Raw genomic sequence first — 14,426 nt, 5'->3', positions numbered from 1 at the left:
GGTATTTGAGCTTACGTTGAATCTTGAAATCAGAACAGGCTCATCCTTTGTTTTGCCCTTCAGAAATTCTGTAATTCGTTGTTAGCTCATGCGTTCTCTCCTTGCTCGTCGGTTTCTGGTGGTGGGGGTTGTTGAGTGCTGTGTGACCCTGTATCGCCTGGGCATTGCGCATCGGCAGCTCGGGGGAGCATGATGAAGAAAATATGTAGTTTTCCGCCGTGAACCATGGACCCTGCTGCCCCATTCATCAATCCACTCTCGATTCACCTGACTATTGGACAGATCCAGCCTTGATGTCATCGGCTACGCCTGCCTCTTCCACGGAATGGCGTCGTTGGGACATTGAGAGTCGCAGTCGCCACGCCAAGTGGGCAACTCGTCATGGCCAATGACAGACGATACTCAGTTGTTTTATGCGCGGCTTGATGAAGCCCTGCGCATGTTCTTTCTATGTTTCATTGAAATTGTTAGCGAAATTGCTTGATTTTTAAGATTAATACGCTTAGATGACCTTGTTGTTGTATACATTTGCTTGTTAAGCGTTCATTTTAAGTAACTCTTTATTGGCTTTGTGGATTGACTGATGTTTTCTCTGAGCGGTTGTCTCTTTTGACGCATTCTTTTCAGTTTTGTTTCTTCAGTCTTTCCATTGATCTTTCGTGGGTTTCTTGATGAACCTGAACGCTCTTTGCAGAGATGCGTCTCCGTTTTAGGTTGATGACCTAACTGGCTCAGACTGGTCAACTGCTGCAGTCGGTAAGGCAGACTGGGCTTAGGTCAAGGATTCAATCATGGCAACAGCAGAAGAGAAGCGCACCATTACGAAGAAGCGCCTACAGGAACTGCGCAATATGTGTCGTGAGCACTACAACGTGCTCATTGAGGAGGGCACCATGCCTGATGCAGCAGATGTTCGTGTTACCAATCAAAAGCTTGAGGAACTCATGGAACTCCTTGATGGCAAAATTAAATGGGATAACGCCTGATTTGATTGTTTGGCACGACAGGGATTGGCATCATCAACTTCCTTAGTCGTAACCAAGCATCAGACCTTTAAGTGTTTGACTTGGTTCGTTTGATGGGTCTCGATACGTTGTGGTTTTTGATTGTCTGGCTGCTTGAGTAAATCATTGTTGATTTTTTCAATACTCTTTCAATAAAATATGAGGCTATCTGAGCCTTCGTTTTTTTCTAGTAAAAATCTTTCTTTTATGTCTTCAGCATCCCAGGGATGAGCCGAATTTTTCTCAACCTTGTTTGCTGCTGAAATGTTCTTCTGGGTTGAGTTCAAGCATTGTTGAATGGGCTGCCCCGTTCAAGTTAATTCTATATATTTATTTGATTTTGAGGGTTGTGTGCTCACAGCGAGCAGGAGGAACATAGAAGTCTTTGGATCCACCTGCTTCTGGTCTCAGCTTTCCTACCCATCCTCGTGCAATTGGGATAGAACCCTCGCTGCTAGACCTCGTGAAATCCTGCGTTCGACCAATAAGTTGCAAACCCAATTGAACAAGGGGGGGTTGGCTGGGTTCGAGGTCAGCCGACTTTGCAAGAGCATGAGCTCTTGCTTTGTTTTGATTCCTCGTAAGGCATCAATCAGCATGTCTTCGCCTGTTGTGGCTTGAATCGTGCGTTGAGCTGTGCTGGTCATCTGCCAAAGGCTTTCGTTCCTTTGTTCTGGCACGTCTTGCCTTCAATTTGCAAACCTGGTTTCTGTGCCCAATCAACCGCTGCATAGCTGTCGCTTTTCAACGGAGTCCCTACAGCTCCCTTCCCTTTGCCTTGCAACCCTTTTGGGATCTAGCTGACAGGCATTTCTTCTTGTTGATGCGCTTCTGCCTACTGGTCCGCAAGTTTTTCCAGGGAGTTAGCTGTTCGATACATCTGGTGTGAAGCCTGTGGGCTGATTCCGTCAATGGAACTCGCTGAATAGATGCTCCCGTCCCAGGCCAGATATTGAATGCCTTTGTCCTCGCTCCACATCCAGCCGAGCACATTAATGAAAGCGCTGCCATCCCTGATGGCGTGGACGTTGGAGAAGGCTTGAAATTCACTAGGAATGTTCATTGCGATTCTGATTATTGGCATGCTCGTTGTTTGCAGTTTGGCAACGGATGTCTTGATGGACCACATCAGTTGCAAGCTGTCTTATCTCTTCCCTTATCGCTTTGCTGTCCATCGCAGCATGCTGATCCAGATTGCAAACAGGGTCCCAACCGGGATCACGATCACGAGAAGTTGACCGATCACCAATTGGCGTACTTCTGGATCCATTGTTTCAGTTCCTCTTGGTTAGCTGCTTGCTATTCGTCAGTGCGATGCGCTGGAACGATCGTCATTCCAATCGGAGCGATGGCAATGAGAGCGAGTTTGATGTGCTGAATTCCGAAAGGAATCCCAATAACGGTCACGAAACAGGCGAGTGCCGAGGTGAGATGGCCAATTGCAAGCCACCATCCAGCCACTAAAAACCAAATTATGTTTCCGATCAGTCCTAACGGGCCGGTGCCTAGATCAACACGTCTGCTGAGGTCGCGTCGGTTTATGGCCTCAAAACCAAAGGGCCACAGAGCAAATGTACCAATCACAAAACATGATCGGCTCCATGGCAATCCCACGATGCTGACGGCTGAGATCAGTCCCACCAGCCACCAGCCCAAGGCCATCGGCAGGCCTCCAAGGACGACCCAAAGAATATTGAGAATAGATTTGAGCATTCTCTCATTCTCACCAGATCCCGGGAATTAGATAAAAACTTTTTGATTTGTAATCTGAAAAGTCTTGATATTTAAATTTCATTGAAGATTCTTTGTCTCGAATGCGTTGAATGTATAAAAATAAGATGGAAAGTGGCACTAAAAATGCCCACAATGAACCTGCTACCACGCTAAAGCTGAGGTAGCGCATTAAATCACCTGTGTAATTGACATGCCTTACCCCACTCCAGATCCCGGAGCGCACTAAGCCCACACCGCTTGTTTTTTCTGTTGTTTTTTGTATGTCGGCGGCAGTATTGATTAAGCTACCAAAGTAAAAAAGTGGAATAGCTGTTGCTGTGGCTGCGATTGATAATTTTGTTGGATTTGTAAAAGCCAAAAATGCTGGTAATGAATAAAAGATGCCCACGATGATGATTGCACCTATGAAACCGGCTCCATCAACCTTTTCTGTGAAAATTTGCTTGCGGCGTTCTGGATATATCTTTTGTTCTAGGAGCCACCATAAGCAATAGCTGATGTGCATGCATGCGTAGAGGATTTGCCTCTGCCCATTAATGCCAAAAAAAAGAGATAAACCAATGATGACTGCAATCGTGATTACTTTTGCCCAGTTAATCGCTGTAAGTTGTGTTTGCATTATAGGCTATGGATTATTTTTTTAACAATTTGATTACGACTAGAGTTGTGCAGATTGCGAGTATCCACCAAATCCAAGTTGCGCTTGTTACGAGTGCAAGCGCAATTCCCACAACCAAGAAGATTAAAAATTGATTGAGGGTCATGGGCTCTACAGGTGGTTCTTCATTCTGAATGCAACCCGGCGCTCTTCAATCTGTGATCGAAGCTTCCGGTTGATCCTGGCTTGGGAAACGGACAACCAGAAGGTCTTCACCTGTGATGGAGCCATTGGCGTCAAGAAGTTCAGGATGGGTGGTCAGCAAGCCTGTGCGGTCTGTGCGACGTGTTGACTTGGCTGGCCCAGAGCTCAAGCGCATCATCCGGAAAGCCTGAACTAACAGAAAGACAAAAACGGATCCATAGACCAAGGGGAAAAGAGCAGAAAGCATGACATAAAACCCTTTTGTTACGAAACGTTAACGGGTTTCTTGCTGATTCGCGTTTCTGAATCAGCTGGAAACTGGAAGTTTCCTTGGTTTTGCCCTTGCTTTGAGTCAGCTTTGGGACATGACGATCTCTCTTCAATTGGCTGTGGCCCGATGCACCGCTCGCGGTTTGATCAATGGAACGGCTGCTGCTGACTACAGCGAGGTCATCAGTCTCCACCGAATGATGCAGCTTGAAGGTGAAACGGTTCTTGCTGCTGGATTGTTGGCACTGGCCCGCTCATTGAATCCAACTGGGGCCATGCGTGATGTTTCAGCCCATGCACGTCACCCGTTGGCTAAGCCACATGCTTGAGCCTTCGACCTGGACCTGGACGTGGAGTGGTTCAGTTGAAGAACGGGTTTCAGACGAATGATTAGAGATGAGAAGCTGGATCGAACTGTGGTTTGAAACGGCTTGACGCAGTTTCTTGATGTAGCAACCAGCTTTGGAGTTGGGTCACGCACGCATCGGTTGATTCATAGGGAAGAACGTTGCGCCCATCAATACTTGCGCTTACAGCATTCGGCAGCTGCTGCGCATAGGCGTGGATACGTTCTTGAGCATCATCCCAATTCTTGGAACGGCCGATACCGGTTGCCTTGAGCCCAAACAACAGCCAAATCGGTTGTTTGATGTCTTGCCATTGCTTGGTCCAGTTGCGTCTCCAAAAACCAGCTAAAAAAGAAAATGTTGCCCAGCGTGTTGTCATATTGGCTGCTTCTTGTCCCAACGTGTCGAGCCATTCGGAGTCAACATCTTTGTGGTTGGCAAATAAATTATTGATTGAAAATGATTTTAAAAATGCACGGCGGCGTGCATAGCGGTAAAACAAAGAACCGATGGGTCCTTGAAACAGCAATCTCCAAAGCAGTTGAGATTGCATTTTTGGAAAAGGTTCCTCAAGAATGCGCCAACTTGGTGGGCTGATTGCGACCAAGCCTGAGACGAGTTCCGGTGCGGTCTCGAGCACAGCTAAAGCGATTGGAAGAGAGGCGCCTTGCGAGACAAGAACCGCTGGGGCGTTGTTATGTTCTTTCAGTAGATCGATGAGGTGTGCTGCCCAATCCTCAGGGGCAAGCCGTTGATTTGGATGCTCGCTCCCACCGCATCCGAGTAGGTCTGGAACGAGCAGGGCTGTCGTGTTGTCTGAGGCTCGCCAACAGGTGATAAAACGATCCCAAAACCGACTGGATAAGCCAACGCCAATGGGATGGATGAGGAGCAAGCGTTTTGCCTTCAAGACCCGACACCGCAGGCAATACGAGCACCGCCTCCCCCTAGGGGAGGCGTGTCGGTGTAAGTGTCACCCCCTGCATGAACCACAAGGGCAAGGCCACGCAGGTCAGAGGCCTTGAGCCTTGGTGCCACAACGCTTGTGGTGGTATTTCCATCTCGGTCCACCACTAATCGGCTGAGGTCACCGCGATGGCCATTGCCGAAAGGTCCGAGATGGGTGTCTGTTTGGTCAGGATCCCAATGTCCGAGTGCTGCCAGACCGGCAATGGAGGCCCCTTCAGAGTTGGTTTGTGGATCACACTGAGCTCCAGCATGCAAGTGAAACCCATGCTCGCCCTCGCTCAGGCCGCTGAGTTCAGGAATAATCACCAACCCTTGGTCTGTGTCTCGGGCACTGATCGTGCCAATGGATTCACCGATTCCCTCGGCGTTGATGCTGTTCATCGTGACTTCAATCGTGCTCGCTTGTACGGCTGAAGGCAGCAGCAATGCCAAGCACAAAGCTAGGAGCGCACCAAGTCGGTACATGGGGTTTCTACAGATGCACTCATTTTGTCTGGATGATGGCTCTAACTGCTAGCGCGCATGTGCTTCAGCAAGGGAGCGGCCTTTCCAGGTCCAGCCCCTTCCCGTAAGGCTCTTCCAAACGGATGTGGGTGCGATCAGACCGATGATCATGCCGCCTACCCCCATGAGCCACCAATGGCGTAAAGGCACTGAAAAACGAGCACGGGTCCAGAGGCGAACGTTCAGCTGCATCAGGATTGCGATCAATCCGAGACCAGCATCACTAAGCCAAAGGATCTGATCCTGGCTGCTCAGACATGCCATCGTCAGGCTGGCTGGCAAAAGCAGCCATGGCATCGTGAACATCAACAGCACCACTCCGCCAGCTCCAAGGGATTTGCTGATGCTGCGATCAAGACCGAGAAACCAGTTTTTGCTCCAGCCTTCCCAAAGAGCCTGGAGATTGGCGTACATCTGTAGGTCGACTGCATCGATTCCAAGCACGTATCGCAAGCGAAATCCCCCCTCTTTAATCCGACGCGCTAAGGCGAGATCTTCTACAACCTCCCCGGCAAGGGCCCTGTGGCCGCCGATCGCGTTGTAGCTGTCCCTGCGGAACAACATGAAGGGTCCTGCGGCAAAGGCCACCGTTGAGGCAGGGTCGTTGGCTTCAAGGATCGGAAACCCAAGCCCTAACAAGCTCGCCATGATCGGTTGGACCATCCATTCGGCGAGACAGCCACAGGTCAGGCGTGGAGCCAGGCTGAATAAATCGGCGTTCTCGTTGATGCTCTGATGGAGTGCGCGACGTATGGCATCGGGTGCCAGGGTTACGTCTGCGTCGATGAACAGCACCCACTCGCTGTTGACCTGCTCCATCGCTTGAGAGCAACCCCAGTTTTTTCCAACCCAGCGCTCTCCCTTTGGTCGAGGGCCAGCTTGGAGAACAGTTGCACCAGGTTGGTCAGCTCTAGCGACGGTAACGATCGCCTGTTCCGCAATCTTGACGGTGTTGTCGCTGGACTGATCATCGACAACGATGACGTCCCATCGAGAGCAAGGCCGTTCAGACATCAGGACGTGAGTTAGGCAACCCTCAATGTTTTGTTCTTCATTGAAGGCTGGGATTACAACGCTGAGACTGGTGTCCTTGACGTCCCGATCGTTGCTGTCCCAGAGCGTTGGAGCTGAGGCAAACACGCGTTGTAGGCCTAAAAGAAGGATGCTCAATCCAATCGCGGCCGCTAGAGCTGTGACTCCTGCAACCAAAGCCACAATCTGGAGCAGGTTCAAGAGCTAGGCGGCGTCTGCTGACTACTTTGACCAACGCCTGCCTCGATGTTGTCTTTGCAGGTCGAGCAAAGCAGATGACCCTTGTGTTTCCAATAGGTACGGGTGGAACGTTCGATCGTTTGCCTGCAGATCAAACACTGAAACATTGGACTCATGATTTTCAATTCCATCACGCTTATCCCTTATCCCACGTGCCCGATCCACGTTTTGTTCATGCAGATGCGATTTGACGATGCCTCGCTCTTCATGTCTTCAGCGTCTTCTTTCGTCCCCAGTGTTCATCCCCACTGTTCGTCCCACTGTTTGTTGTTTTGAGCGATGCGTGATTCGTTGCTTATCGACGTTTTCGTTCACGACGATTTTCTTTTCTCGTTCCCCCGTATTGATAACCAGGCTGGTGTTGCAGCTTGTTCCAGCAGCTGGGGCATGCAAATTGCCAGTTGGGTTGGCCTGCAATTTTTATTCGGTAGTGAATGGGCCCGTGACTGGAGCATTGATCACAAGCATGAGATTGGGATCGTTTGTGTTTGCCACGGGAGTGCCAATCCTTTAAAAACTTCAACTCTTCCTTTGTGGAGGCTCTCCCCAGTGCGGCATTGCGTTGGGGATAACGTCCATATCGCTGGATCAAGGTCTTGTTGCGATCAGCGACTGCAACCGTGGCGGGGTCGCTCCAGCGCTCCATAAACGAGATCGCATCCAGGATCACCCCCAGCTCCTCGCTGTGAAGCATTGGCATCAACCAGAACTGCCGACGCACCCGTTCTGGTTCTTCATCAAGCCATCCCTCTGCAATCGCTTGGCGGGTCAGTCTCAGGGCGTAAGGATCGCCTGTAAACGCTTTGGGTTCATGTCTCCAGATCTGCCGGGTGAATTGATCCATCATCAAAACCAGCGCTAATGCGCTGGTTGGGTGCTTCTCCCAGTGACTCAGTTCACCGTTCAATGCTGAACATGTGAGCTTGCCGAAGCGGTCCAACACCACGGCGTCAAAGTCCGCATTTTCGCGAAACCATTGGTGCGGGCGACAATCTTGAAACCAGAAGCGGAGAACCGCATTCGGCCTGGTCTCCATTAGCTGCTTTGACGCACTGCCTTTACGGCCAAGCCTGCTTCCGCGCTGGTCACAGCGGCCAGAGCAATCAAGCCAATGAGCCCAACGAGTTGGTTTTGTGGTTCAGCTTCAGCTGCGGAGTTTTGAGCTAAAACGGCTCCCACCACAAACCAGGTCGTGGCGAGTAGGGAGGTGATCCAGTAAGCCTTCCAACGTCGCTGATACAAATAACCAGCTCCAAGACCGGGCACCACGTTCAGCACAACCGCTACCCAGCCAGCTGATGCAGCGAGCACCTGATCTTTTGTCGGTGTCATCAAAACGCTCCTTCTTGACAACACTCTGTCGTGTGAGGTGCTTGGGTGGGGTGAACGGCTTCTCCTGCCTTGCGCTCTCTGCTCTCGTTTTGCTTGGTGGCTTTGTTGTGGCTTGCGCCATGCTCTCCTGCGCTAGCCACTAGCTATTGGTGTGAAGGAGATCTGCTCACTGCGGAGCGAACCAATTTGGGTCAGGAGGCGATCGGCGCTGTTTTGGAACCGATCCCGAACAGTGCTGATGGAACGGTTCCTGGCGATGGAATCCTTCTGCATTGGCGGGACCTCAATCTGCAACTGCCCCGCACCAACAATGCTGGACCACCCAGCTACACCGATGGACGTTGGTGGTGGCGGGTGGAGGATGCGGATCATCCTGAATTCCGCCAAAGGAAAGCGTCGATTGAAACTTATGCCTGTGAGGCTCAACTGGAGGGTGCTAACCCTCTCAACAACAGGAATTCATAGATCGCGACTGCGCCCACCAAGAGTCCAATAGCTCCAACTACAAGCTTGCCGTTCATCGACGAATTCTCCGCAGCCACCATCATGGAGGTATTCACAACTTTGTCGTGCACGGTTCTGCCTGGATCTTGTTGGCTTGGTTCGTCGTCGCGATTGCTTGCGCAACACGTTTCTGGCGGATCACAGCAGCCTTTCGTCGAAACAATGGGCTGGCTGAGCCCTCTAGCAAAGCGATGAGAGAGTCACTGGAACGGGCATGGGAGCGCAGTCCCCGTTGAGAACGGCGATACCGTGGGGATATGGATCCTTCTTCCAGTACGGACAAACTTGAACGTGAGTTCAAGCAAGCACAACAATTTGGACGTTGGCTGAGCGATGAAGAGCGTTTGGCTTTGGAAGAGGAGGAGACCAAAGCGTTGAGGGTGATCGAACAGCAACGTCAGAGACGTGTGCGTTTGATCGTTTTGACAGGTGTTTGTGTGCTGATTCCTCCTTTATGGGGACTTGCGGCAGGACTTAGTTTTTACTTGTTATTCCCAGAAACAGCTAAACGAGTGGCCTTGATTGCTGGAGGTGGTCTTATTCTCCTTTCAGTTTTATCCGCTTTAACAATGGGATTGATAATAATGAGTATTATTTATCTACTTTTTTGAATAATAAATTTTTAGAAACGTGGTTGGTGCACTCTGTTGATGCTGAATCTTCTAGCTGCAATGGATAGAGGGATTCAAAGTTTAAGAATTAGCCAAGCGAGTGAGCAGCTCAATACCAATGAAATGATTCCAGCAACCGCTTTCCAGAAGCGAGGATCATTTGTTTGAAACATGGGAAGGTGCTGACCAGGTCCGTCAGGATGACAGCTGGATCGTTCCGGCTTCAACGCGTTTCAAAAGATTGCTCCTCAGTTTTTGATCCTGTTCATCCAATCCGTGGTTCAGCAAAACTTCGCGATAGTGCTCAACACTGATTTGGTTGTGCAAGGTGGCATCCAAGTAAAGCTCAACCATGACACGTAGACATGTAGTTCTGTAAAGCTACGTGTCTTAATCGGCGACTGCGTGCAGTTTTTCGTTCGGTTCTCCCCGGCTAAGCGACAGCAGCAGCTTGATGGTCCCGGTTCAGCTGAAGCTTGAACTCCGTTGCTTGTATCTTTCACTTATGGATCATCGCCTGCGTCAATACACCCGTTTTGGCCTAAGGGGTTTGCGAATCGGGGCAAGCACTTTGGCGTTGGTTTCGTTGCTGCGCTCAGAATGGGCGGCGGGAGCAGGAGCGTCGTTGGCCTGGTTCCTGTTTGTTCAAGTTGAGCGACGTTGGACCGATCAATCTGAAAGCGATTGATTTTTGCTCATGATGAATGGGTCTTCAGCTCAGCCCCTCAGCCCTCGATTTCGGCTGAGATTTTGATGGCTCCTGGAAATTCGTTGGTAATCACTTTTTGTCCTATGAATTGGATGCCGCTTGGGGTTGTGATGCAGCAGCTATGAACGTTTCTCAAAGATGATTTTGAAAACACTTTTTGCAAAATAAAATATTGGGTGTTGTCGTCTAGTTAAGATGTAATGAATATGGACTGCTGATTTCATTGATCGCTTGACAAGTCTCAATCACGCGTCATCGGCCTTATGGTGGCAATCTGCTGGTTATTGATGCCTGATCAGCTGTTCCCTGGGGTGTTTTGTCTGATGGCGCCATCACTGGATCGCCCAACAAAAATCTGTGCCGTCTGTGGGCGCCCATTCCAATGGCGTCGTAAATGGAAAGATGTTTGGGATGAAGTGCGTTACTGCTCTGAGCGCTGCAGGCGCCGGCGCGGAACAACTGCAGCAAAACCATCCTCGTGAACACAAGTTCATCCAATCATGAATATGGCTAATATGGGGATCATTAACATCTTTTTGGCGGGGATATTGAGGGGATGTATTTTGCGTCAGGTGGCTATAACTACTTTAGTTTTGCCTATGGCTTTTGCCTGCTCAAGTCAGGGTACATTGTCTAACAAATCAGGAAATAGTGCTGATAATCGTCCAGTTGTTCTGACAACATTCACGATCCTCGCTGATATGGCACGTCAGGTGGCTGGTGATCGTTTGCAAGTTAGATCGATTACCAAGCCGGGTGCAGAAATTCATGGATATGAGCCTTCACCTCGGGATTTAGAGCAAGCCTCAGGTGCAGACTTAATCGTAGAAAATGGGTTGGGTTTGGAGCTTTGGGCTCGCCGCTTTGTCCAATCCGCTGGTGATGTGCCCACTGTCACTCTCACCGAGGGAATGCAGCCGTTGCTCATTGAGGGTGATGCCTATGCCGGTAAGCCCAATCCCCATGCCTGGATGTCACCCCTGAGAGCTCAGGGATATGTGGATCGACTTGTGGATGCGTTTTCTCAGCTCGATCCAGAGGGAGCTCAGTTGTATCGCAACAATGCTGATAGCTACAAGCTCCAGTTGGAAAACCTGGATGCTGAATTACGCAACCTCCTCGCTGTCATTCCCCAGAAGCAGCGTGTTCTCGTGAGTTGTGAAGGGGCCTTTTCTTATTTAGCTCAAGACTATGGATTTGATGAGGCCTATTTGTGGCCGGTTAATGCTGAGAGCCAGATCACTCCAAGACGTATGGCTCGATTAATCGAGCGTGTGAAGAAAGATCAGGTCCCCGCGGTGTTTTGTGAAACCACAGTGAGTGATAAAGCTCAACGGGAAGTGGCTCGTGCCTCGGGAGCTCGTTTCGGTGGCAGCTTCTATGTGGACTCTTTATCAAAACGCAACGGTCCTGCACCAACTCTGCTCGACCTTCAACGCCACAATGTGAAACTTATTAGGCAGGGGTTGGCTGCATCCGCCGAAACGTCCTCATGACCCAAAGTGAATTGATGCGGATCGAGGCCGATCAGATCTGTGTTGACTACAACGGCACAGTTGCCCTCTATGACGCTTCTCTTCATCTCCCTTCGGGATGCATCTGTGGATTGGTAGGGATGAATGGGTCCGGTAAGTCGACCCTTTTCAAGGCTTTGACTGGTTTCATACGCCCTTCGCGTGGACACATCAGAATCAACGGTCGCAGCGTTGCCCGGGCTCAGCGCGATCAAGCTGTTGCCTATGTGCCTCAGAGTGAAGGGATCGATTGCGATTTCCCCGTCTCTGTTTGGGATGTGGTGATGATGGGCCGCTATGGAGCCATGAATGTGCTCCGGATTCCACGCCAGTCAGACAGGGTTGCGGTTCGGGATGCTCTTGAGCGCGTTGAGCTTCTTGATCTCAGGGATCGTCCGATCGCTGCTCTCTCAGGAGGTCAACGTAAACGGACATTTTTGGCAAGAGCTATTGCACAGCGCGCATCGGTTTTGTTGTTGGACGAACCCTTCAATGGTGTGGATGTTCGTACGGAAAAGTTGATGGCAGAACTGTTTTTTCAGTTGCGTACGGAAGGACGCACCATTTTGATTTCAACGCATGATCTCAGTCATGTCAGAGACTTCTGCGATCTCACGGTTCTGATCAATAAAACGGTTTTGGCTTACGGTGAAACATCGGAGGTGTTCACCCCGGAAAATCTTTCTTTGGCCTTTGGGGGCCTCCCTCCGGACTTATTAACCGGAAATAGTTCCTCGGAGGACGCTTGACCACATTTTTGCTCGAGCCTCTTCAGCATGCCTTCATGGTGCGGGCACTGCTAATCAGCGCCACCGTTGGTGGCGTCTGCGGTCTCCTCTCTTGCTACATGACCCTCAAGGGATGGGCGCTGATGGGTGATGCGGTATCTCATTCTGTGTTGCCAGGAGTCATCCTTGCCTATGCCATTGGGTTGCCTTTTTCAGTTGGGGCCTTTGTGTTTGGTGTGGGATCAGTCGCCACGATTGGCTTCGTTAAGCAGAAATCCCGAATCAAAGAAGATACGGTCATAGGCCTTGTGTTTACGGGTTTCTTCGCTCTAGGACTGGTGTTGGTTTCGAAGACGCGTAGCAATATTGATCTCACCCATATTCTTTTTGGCAATGTACTTGGTATCTCTATTTCTGATATTCAACAAACGGTTCTGATATCAGTTTTGGTCACGGCTGTTCTTTTGTTGTTTCGTCGTGATCTGTTGTTGTTTTGTTTTGACCCCACGCATGCACGCTCGATTGGAATCAACACGGGTGTTCTCCACTACCTCCTTCTCTCCGTACTTTCTCTTGCTGCGGTTGCTGGATTGCAAACGGTAGGCATCATTTTGGTGGTGGCCATGCTGGTCACGCCTGGGGCTACCGCTTACCTATTAACCGATCGCTTTGATCGAATGAGTTGGTTGGCGATTGGCAGCAGCATTCTTTCCAGCCTTCTTGGGGTGTATACAAGTTATTGGACTGATAGTTCAACAGCTGGTTGCATCGTTCTTGTCCAGACAGGTTTGTTTGTGATTGCTTTCCTCTTTGCTCCTAAGCACGGGATCTTGCGCCATCGATTCGCATCGTCGCTGCCCATTTCAACCTTGCCCAATCGGTGAGATCCTGATTTAAGACTTGGATCTGCACTGGTTGGATCGTTTTGTATCGCACTTCAGCACCATTTGAGGCTTGATGTGTAGCGCAGCTGTCTAGCGCGGCCTGATGCATCAAACTCAACTGGTTGCAATCAAATCTGAGATGCGTCTCTCTCCCTCCGCTGGACTGCTTTTGGGCTTGCTGGCTTTGACGACTCCAGCAATCGCTCATCACGAGATAGGTTCTGACCACAGCGACACGTTGCTGTCGATGGAGATGGAGCCTTCCGCATCAAAAGCTGGAACGGAGCCCATCAAAGCGATGTATGACACCAAGGCAGAAGCCGAGGAGGCCGCAGCTTTGTTCAACTGCAAGGGGGCCCACCAGATGGGGGCGAAATGGATGCCTTGCAACGCTCATAACCATGGCTCAAGTGCAGGGCACTGACCTTGAACTGAGGTAGAACATTATTTCGGTTCTAGTGGGATTCAGTCACTAGAGGTAACGGGGAAAGAGCGGTGAAAATCCGTCGCTGTCCCGCAGCTGTGAACTGCTGAAATTCATCAGCAGAAGTCAGAACGCCCGCCGATTTTTTAACCGACGAGGATCGACCATTGATGTTCAAAAGAAGCACCAGAGCCCTTTTCGGTCTCGGAGTTGTTGCTGTAACCGGATTGTTACTCACGTTTGCAGGGCCCGCTGTTGCCCACCATCCCTTTGCGATGGCTGAAGGGGGTGACATGAATGCGCTTCAAGGATTGATCAGTGGGATTGGCCACCCCCTGCTCGGACCTGACCATCTCCTCTTTCTTCTGGCGATTGGATTGATCGGACTTAGGCGCCCAGTGGCTTGGGTTCTTCCCCTTTTGGCTTTCGCCCTTGGAGGGGCGGTATTAACGCAAATCTTTCCTCTGCCCTCCAGTCTTGCGCCTGCTGCTGAGGTGCTTGTTTCACTGACTTTGGCGGTTGAGGGTTTGATCGCTCTCAACATCATTCCTGCAGGAATCTTGCTGCCGGTTATTGGATTGCACGGATATCTGCTCGGTGGCGCGATCGTTGGAGCTGAATCCACGCCTCTATTCACTTACTTCTTGGGTCTTTTGATTGCCCAAGGTGCCTTACTTCTTGCTGTCAGCCTTGCCTCGAAGCGATTGCTGGATGCTCTTGGAGCTGAGGGCAAGCGTGTGGCAGCAGGGATTTGGATTGGTATCGGTGGAGCATTCGCCTGGGCTGCCCTGGTGGCTTGACGACTCTCAGATTCATTC

The 14,426-nt window shown here is 50.4% G+C and carries 26 protein-coding genes and 1 riboswitch; of the genes, 14 read left to right on the top strand and 12 right to left on the bottom strand.

Features of this window, described 5'->3' with window-relative positions:
* Positions 1 to 218 precede the first annotated feature (218 nt).
* Both SynSYN20_RS09165 and SynSYN20_RS09160 read left to right on the top strand, forming a co-directional pair.
* Entirely contained in the window at positions 219 to 392 is a 174-nt protein-coding gene (locus SynSYN20_RS09165) for a hypothetical protein (protein WP_186523165.1), read from the top strand.
* Between the two features lie 399 nt (positions 393 to 791).
* Positions 792 to 986: a hypothetical protein gene (locus SynSYN20_RS09160; RefSeq protein WP_006853133.1), complete on the top strand. Its 195-nt coding sequence runs from the start codon at positions 792 to 794 to the stop codon at positions 984 to 986.
* A gap of 167 nt (positions 987 to 1,153) precedes the next feature.
* On the opposite strand, the gene SynSYN20_RS09155 is transcribed toward SynSYN20_RS09160, so the two are convergent.
* The 3 genes from SynSYN20_RS09155 to SynSYN20_RS09145 all read right to left on the bottom strand — a co-directional run bounded on the left by SynSYN20_RS09155 (position 1,154) and on the right by SynSYN20_RS09145 (position 2,067).
* Positions 1,154 to 1,291: a hypothetical protein gene (locus SynSYN20_RS09155; RefSeq protein WP_186523164.1), complete on the bottom strand. Its 138-nt coding sequence runs from the start codon at positions 1,289 to 1,291 to the stop codon at positions 1,154 to 1,156.
* 129 nt (positions 1,292 to 1,420) lie between these two features.
* Positions 1,421 to 1,651, bottom strand: coding sequence for a hypothetical protein (locus tag SynSYN20_RS09150; RefSeq protein WP_186523163.1), 231 nt, complete (start codon positions 1,649 to 1,651; stop codon positions 1,421 to 1,423).
* Positions 1,652 to 1,839: 188 nt separating this feature from the next.
* Positions 1,840 to 2,067 carry a hypothetical protein gene (locus tag SynSYN20_RS09145; RefSeq protein ID WP_186523162.1) on the bottom strand — a complete coding sequence of 76 codons (228 nt, stop codon included), beginning with the start codon at positions 2,065 to 2,067 and terminating at the stop codon, positions 1,840 to 1,842.
* Here SynSYN20_RS09145 and SynSYN20_RS09140 point away from each other — a divergent pair.
* Positions 2,060 to 2,242, top strand: coding sequence for a hypothetical protein (locus SynSYN20_RS09140; RefSeq protein WP_186523160.1), 183 nt, complete (start codon positions 2,060 to 2,062; stop codon positions 2,240 to 2,242). The genes SynSYN20_RS09145 and SynSYN20_RS09140 overlap by 8 nt on opposite strands.
* 61 nt (positions 2,243 to 2,303) lie before the next feature.
* On the opposite strand, the gene SynSYN20_RS09135 is transcribed toward SynSYN20_RS09140, so the two are convergent.
* The 3 genes from SynSYN20_RS09135 to SynSYN20_RS09125 form a co-directional block, all read right to left on the bottom strand.
* The gene (locus tag SynSYN20_RS09135) at positions 2,304 to 2,717 is read right to left on the bottom strand and encodes a YccF domain-containing protein (protein ID WP_186523158.1); all 414 of its coding nucleotides are present in this window, start codon (positions 2,715 to 2,717) and stop codon (positions 2,304 to 2,306) included.
* Positions 2,718 to 2,727: 10 nt separating this feature from the next.
* Positions 2,728 to 3,357 carry an isoprenylcysteine carboxylmethyltransferase family protein gene (locus SynSYN20_RS09130; protein ID WP_186523156.1) on the bottom strand — a complete coding sequence of 210 codons (630 nt, stop codon included), beginning with the start codon at positions 3,355 to 3,357 and terminating at the stop codon, positions 2,728 to 2,730.
* Positions 3,358 to 3,547: 190 nt separating this feature from the next.
* The gene (locus SynSYN20_RS09125; RefSeq protein WP_186523155.1) at positions 3,548 to 3,787 is read right to left on the bottom strand and encodes a DUF2973 domain-containing protein; all 240 of its coding nucleotides are present in this window, start codon (positions 3,785 to 3,787) and stop codon (positions 3,548 to 3,550) included.
* A 118-nt stretch (positions 3,788 to 3,905) separates the two neighbouring features.
* Here SynSYN20_RS09125 and SynSYN20_RS09120 point away from each other — a divergent pair, with 118 nt between their 5' ends.
* Positions 3,906 to 4,139, top strand: coding sequence for a hypothetical protein (locus tag SynSYN20_RS09120; RefSeq protein ID WP_186523154.1), 234 nt, complete (start codon positions 3,906 to 3,908; stop codon positions 4,137 to 4,139).
* Between the two features lie 61 nt (positions 4,140 to 4,200).
* On the opposite strand, the gene SynSYN20_RS09115 is transcribed toward SynSYN20_RS09120, so the two are convergent.
* From SynSYN20_RS09115 to SynSYN20_RS09095, 5 genes are all read right to left on the bottom strand, one after another.
* Positions 4,201 to 5,067 carry an alpha/beta fold hydrolase gene (locus tag SynSYN20_RS09115; protein ID WP_255476223.1) on the bottom strand — a complete coding sequence of 289 codons (867 nt, stop codon included), beginning with the start codon at positions 5,065 to 5,067 and terminating at the stop codon, positions 4,201 to 4,203.
* Positions 5,064 to 5,591: a superoxide dismutase family protein gene (gene sodC, locus SynSYN20_RS09110; RefSeq protein ID WP_186523153.1), complete on the bottom strand. Its 528-nt coding sequence runs from the start codon at positions 5,589 to 5,591 to the stop codon at positions 5,064 to 5,066. The genes SynSYN20_RS09115 and sodC overlap by 4 nt, the downstream gene beginning before the upstream one ends.
* Before the next feature lie 48 nt (positions 5,592 to 5,639).
* Positions 5,640 to 6,863: a glycosyltransferase family 2 protein gene (locus SynSYN20_RS09105; RefSeq protein ID WP_186523152.1), complete on the bottom strand. Its 1,224-nt coding sequence runs from the start codon at positions 6,861 to 6,863 to the stop codon at positions 5,640 to 5,642.
* A gap of 334 nt (positions 6,864 to 7,197) precedes the next feature.
* Positions 7,198 to 7,938, bottom strand: a complete 741-nt coding sequence (locus SynSYN20_RS09100) for a DUF924 family protein (protein ID WP_186523151.1) — start codon at positions 7,936 to 7,938, stop codon at positions 7,198 to 7,200.
* Complete coding sequence (locus SynSYN20_RS09095; RefSeq protein WP_186523150.1) at positions 7,938 to 8,234, bottom strand: hypothetical protein; 297 nt, start codon at positions 8,232 to 8,234, stop codon at positions 7,938 to 7,940. Before SynSYN20_RS09095 ends, SynSYN20_RS09100 begins: the two co-directional genes overlap by 1 nt.
* A 69-nt stretch (positions 8,235 to 8,303) precedes the next feature.
* Here SynSYN20_RS09095 and SynSYN20_RS09090 point away from each other — a divergent pair, with 69 nt between their 5' ends.
* The 3 genes from SynSYN20_RS09090 (at position 8,304) to SynSYN20_RS09080 (ending at position 9,349) form a co-directional block, all read left to right on the top strand.
* The gene (locus SynSYN20_RS09090; protein WP_255444216.1) at positions 8,304 to 8,699 is read left to right on the top strand and encodes a hypothetical protein; all 396 of its coding nucleotides are present in this window, start codon (positions 8,304 to 8,306) and stop codon (positions 8,697 to 8,699) included.
* A gap of 104 nt (positions 8,700 to 8,803) precedes the next feature.
* Positions 8,804 to 8,974 (top strand): hypothetical protein, encoded by a 171-nt coding sequence (locus SynSYN20_RS09085; protein ID WP_186523147.1) that lies wholly within the window; start codon positions 8,804 to 8,806, stop codon positions 8,972 to 8,974.
* A 21-nt stretch (positions 8,975 to 8,995) separates the two neighbouring features.
* The gene (locus SynSYN20_RS09080) at positions 8,996 to 9,349 is read left to right on the top strand and encodes a hypothetical protein (protein ID WP_186523146.1); all 354 of its coding nucleotides are present in this window, start codon (positions 8,996 to 8,998) and stop codon (positions 9,347 to 9,349) included.
* A gap of 195 nt (positions 9,350 to 9,544) precedes the next feature.
* On the opposite strand, the gene SynSYN20_RS09075 is transcribed toward SynSYN20_RS09080, so the two are convergent.
* A complete protein-coding gene (locus SynSYN20_RS09075; RefSeq protein WP_186523145.1) occupies positions 9,545 to 9,703 on the bottom strand; it encodes a hypothetical protein in 159 nt (52 codons plus the stop codon).
* 151 nt (positions 9,704 to 9,854) lie between these two features.
* Here SynSYN20_RS09075 and SynSYN20_RS09070 point away from each other — a divergent pair, with 151 nt between their 5' ends.
* The 7 genes from SynSYN20_RS09070 to SynSYN20_RS09040 all read left to right on the top strand — a co-directional run bounded on the left by SynSYN20_RS09070 (position 9,855) and on the right by SynSYN20_RS09040 (position 14,408).
* Positions 9,855 to 10,037 (top strand): hypothetical protein, encoded by a 183-nt coding sequence (locus SynSYN20_RS09070; RefSeq protein WP_186525558.1) that lies wholly within the window; start codon positions 9,855 to 9,857, stop codon positions 10,035 to 10,037.
* Positions 10,038 to 10,345: 308 nt separating this feature from the next.
* Entirely contained in the window at positions 10,346 to 10,540 is a 195-nt protein-coding gene (locus SynSYN20_RS09065) for a DUF2256 domain-containing protein (protein ID WP_255476222.1), read from the top strand.
* Between the two features lie 117 nt (positions 10,541 to 10,657).
* A complete protein-coding gene (locus SynSYN20_RS09060; protein ID WP_186523144.1) occupies positions 10,658 to 11,554 on the top strand; it encodes a metal ABC transporter substrate-binding protein in 897 nt (298 codons plus the stop codon).
* Between the two features lie 14 nt (positions 11,555 to 11,568).
* On the top strand, positions 11,569 to 12,321 hold the full coding sequence (locus SynSYN20_RS09055) for a metal ABC transporter ATP-binding protein (RefSeq protein ID WP_186525556.1): 753 nt from the start codon (positions 11,569 to 11,571) through the stop codon (positions 12,319 to 12,321).
* A 35-nt stretch (positions 12,322 to 12,356) separates the two neighbouring features.
* Entirely contained in the window at positions 12,357 to 13,184 is an 828-nt protein-coding gene (locus SynSYN20_RS09050) for a metal ABC transporter permease (protein WP_186525555.1), read from the top strand.
* A gap of 139 nt (positions 13,185 to 13,323) precedes the next feature.
* A complete protein-coding gene (locus SynSYN20_RS09045) occupies positions 13,324 to 13,608 on the top strand; it encodes a DUF3721 domain-containing protein (RefSeq protein ID WP_255444213.1) in 285 nt (94 codons plus the stop codon).
* A 9-nt stretch (positions 13,609 to 13,617) separates the two neighbouring features.
* Positions 13,618 to 13,766, top strand: a riboswitch (cobalamin riboswitch).
* A gap of 12 nt (positions 13,767 to 13,778) precedes the next feature.
* A complete protein-coding gene (locus SynSYN20_RS09040) occupies positions 13,779 to 14,408 on the top strand; it encodes a HupE/UreJ family protein (RefSeq protein ID WP_186523142.1) in 630 nt (209 codons plus the stop codon).
* Positions 14,409 to 14,426: the final 18 nt, after the last annotated feature.

Origin of the sequence: Synechococcus sp. SYN20, from assembly GCF_014279555.1 — a bacterium.
Lineage (GTDB): Bacteria > Cyanobacteriota > Cyanobacteriia > PCC-6307 > Cyanobiaceae > Synechococcus_C.
Note: the sequence above shows the minus strand (reverse complement) of the source record. Positions and strands in the feature narration are given on the sequence as shown.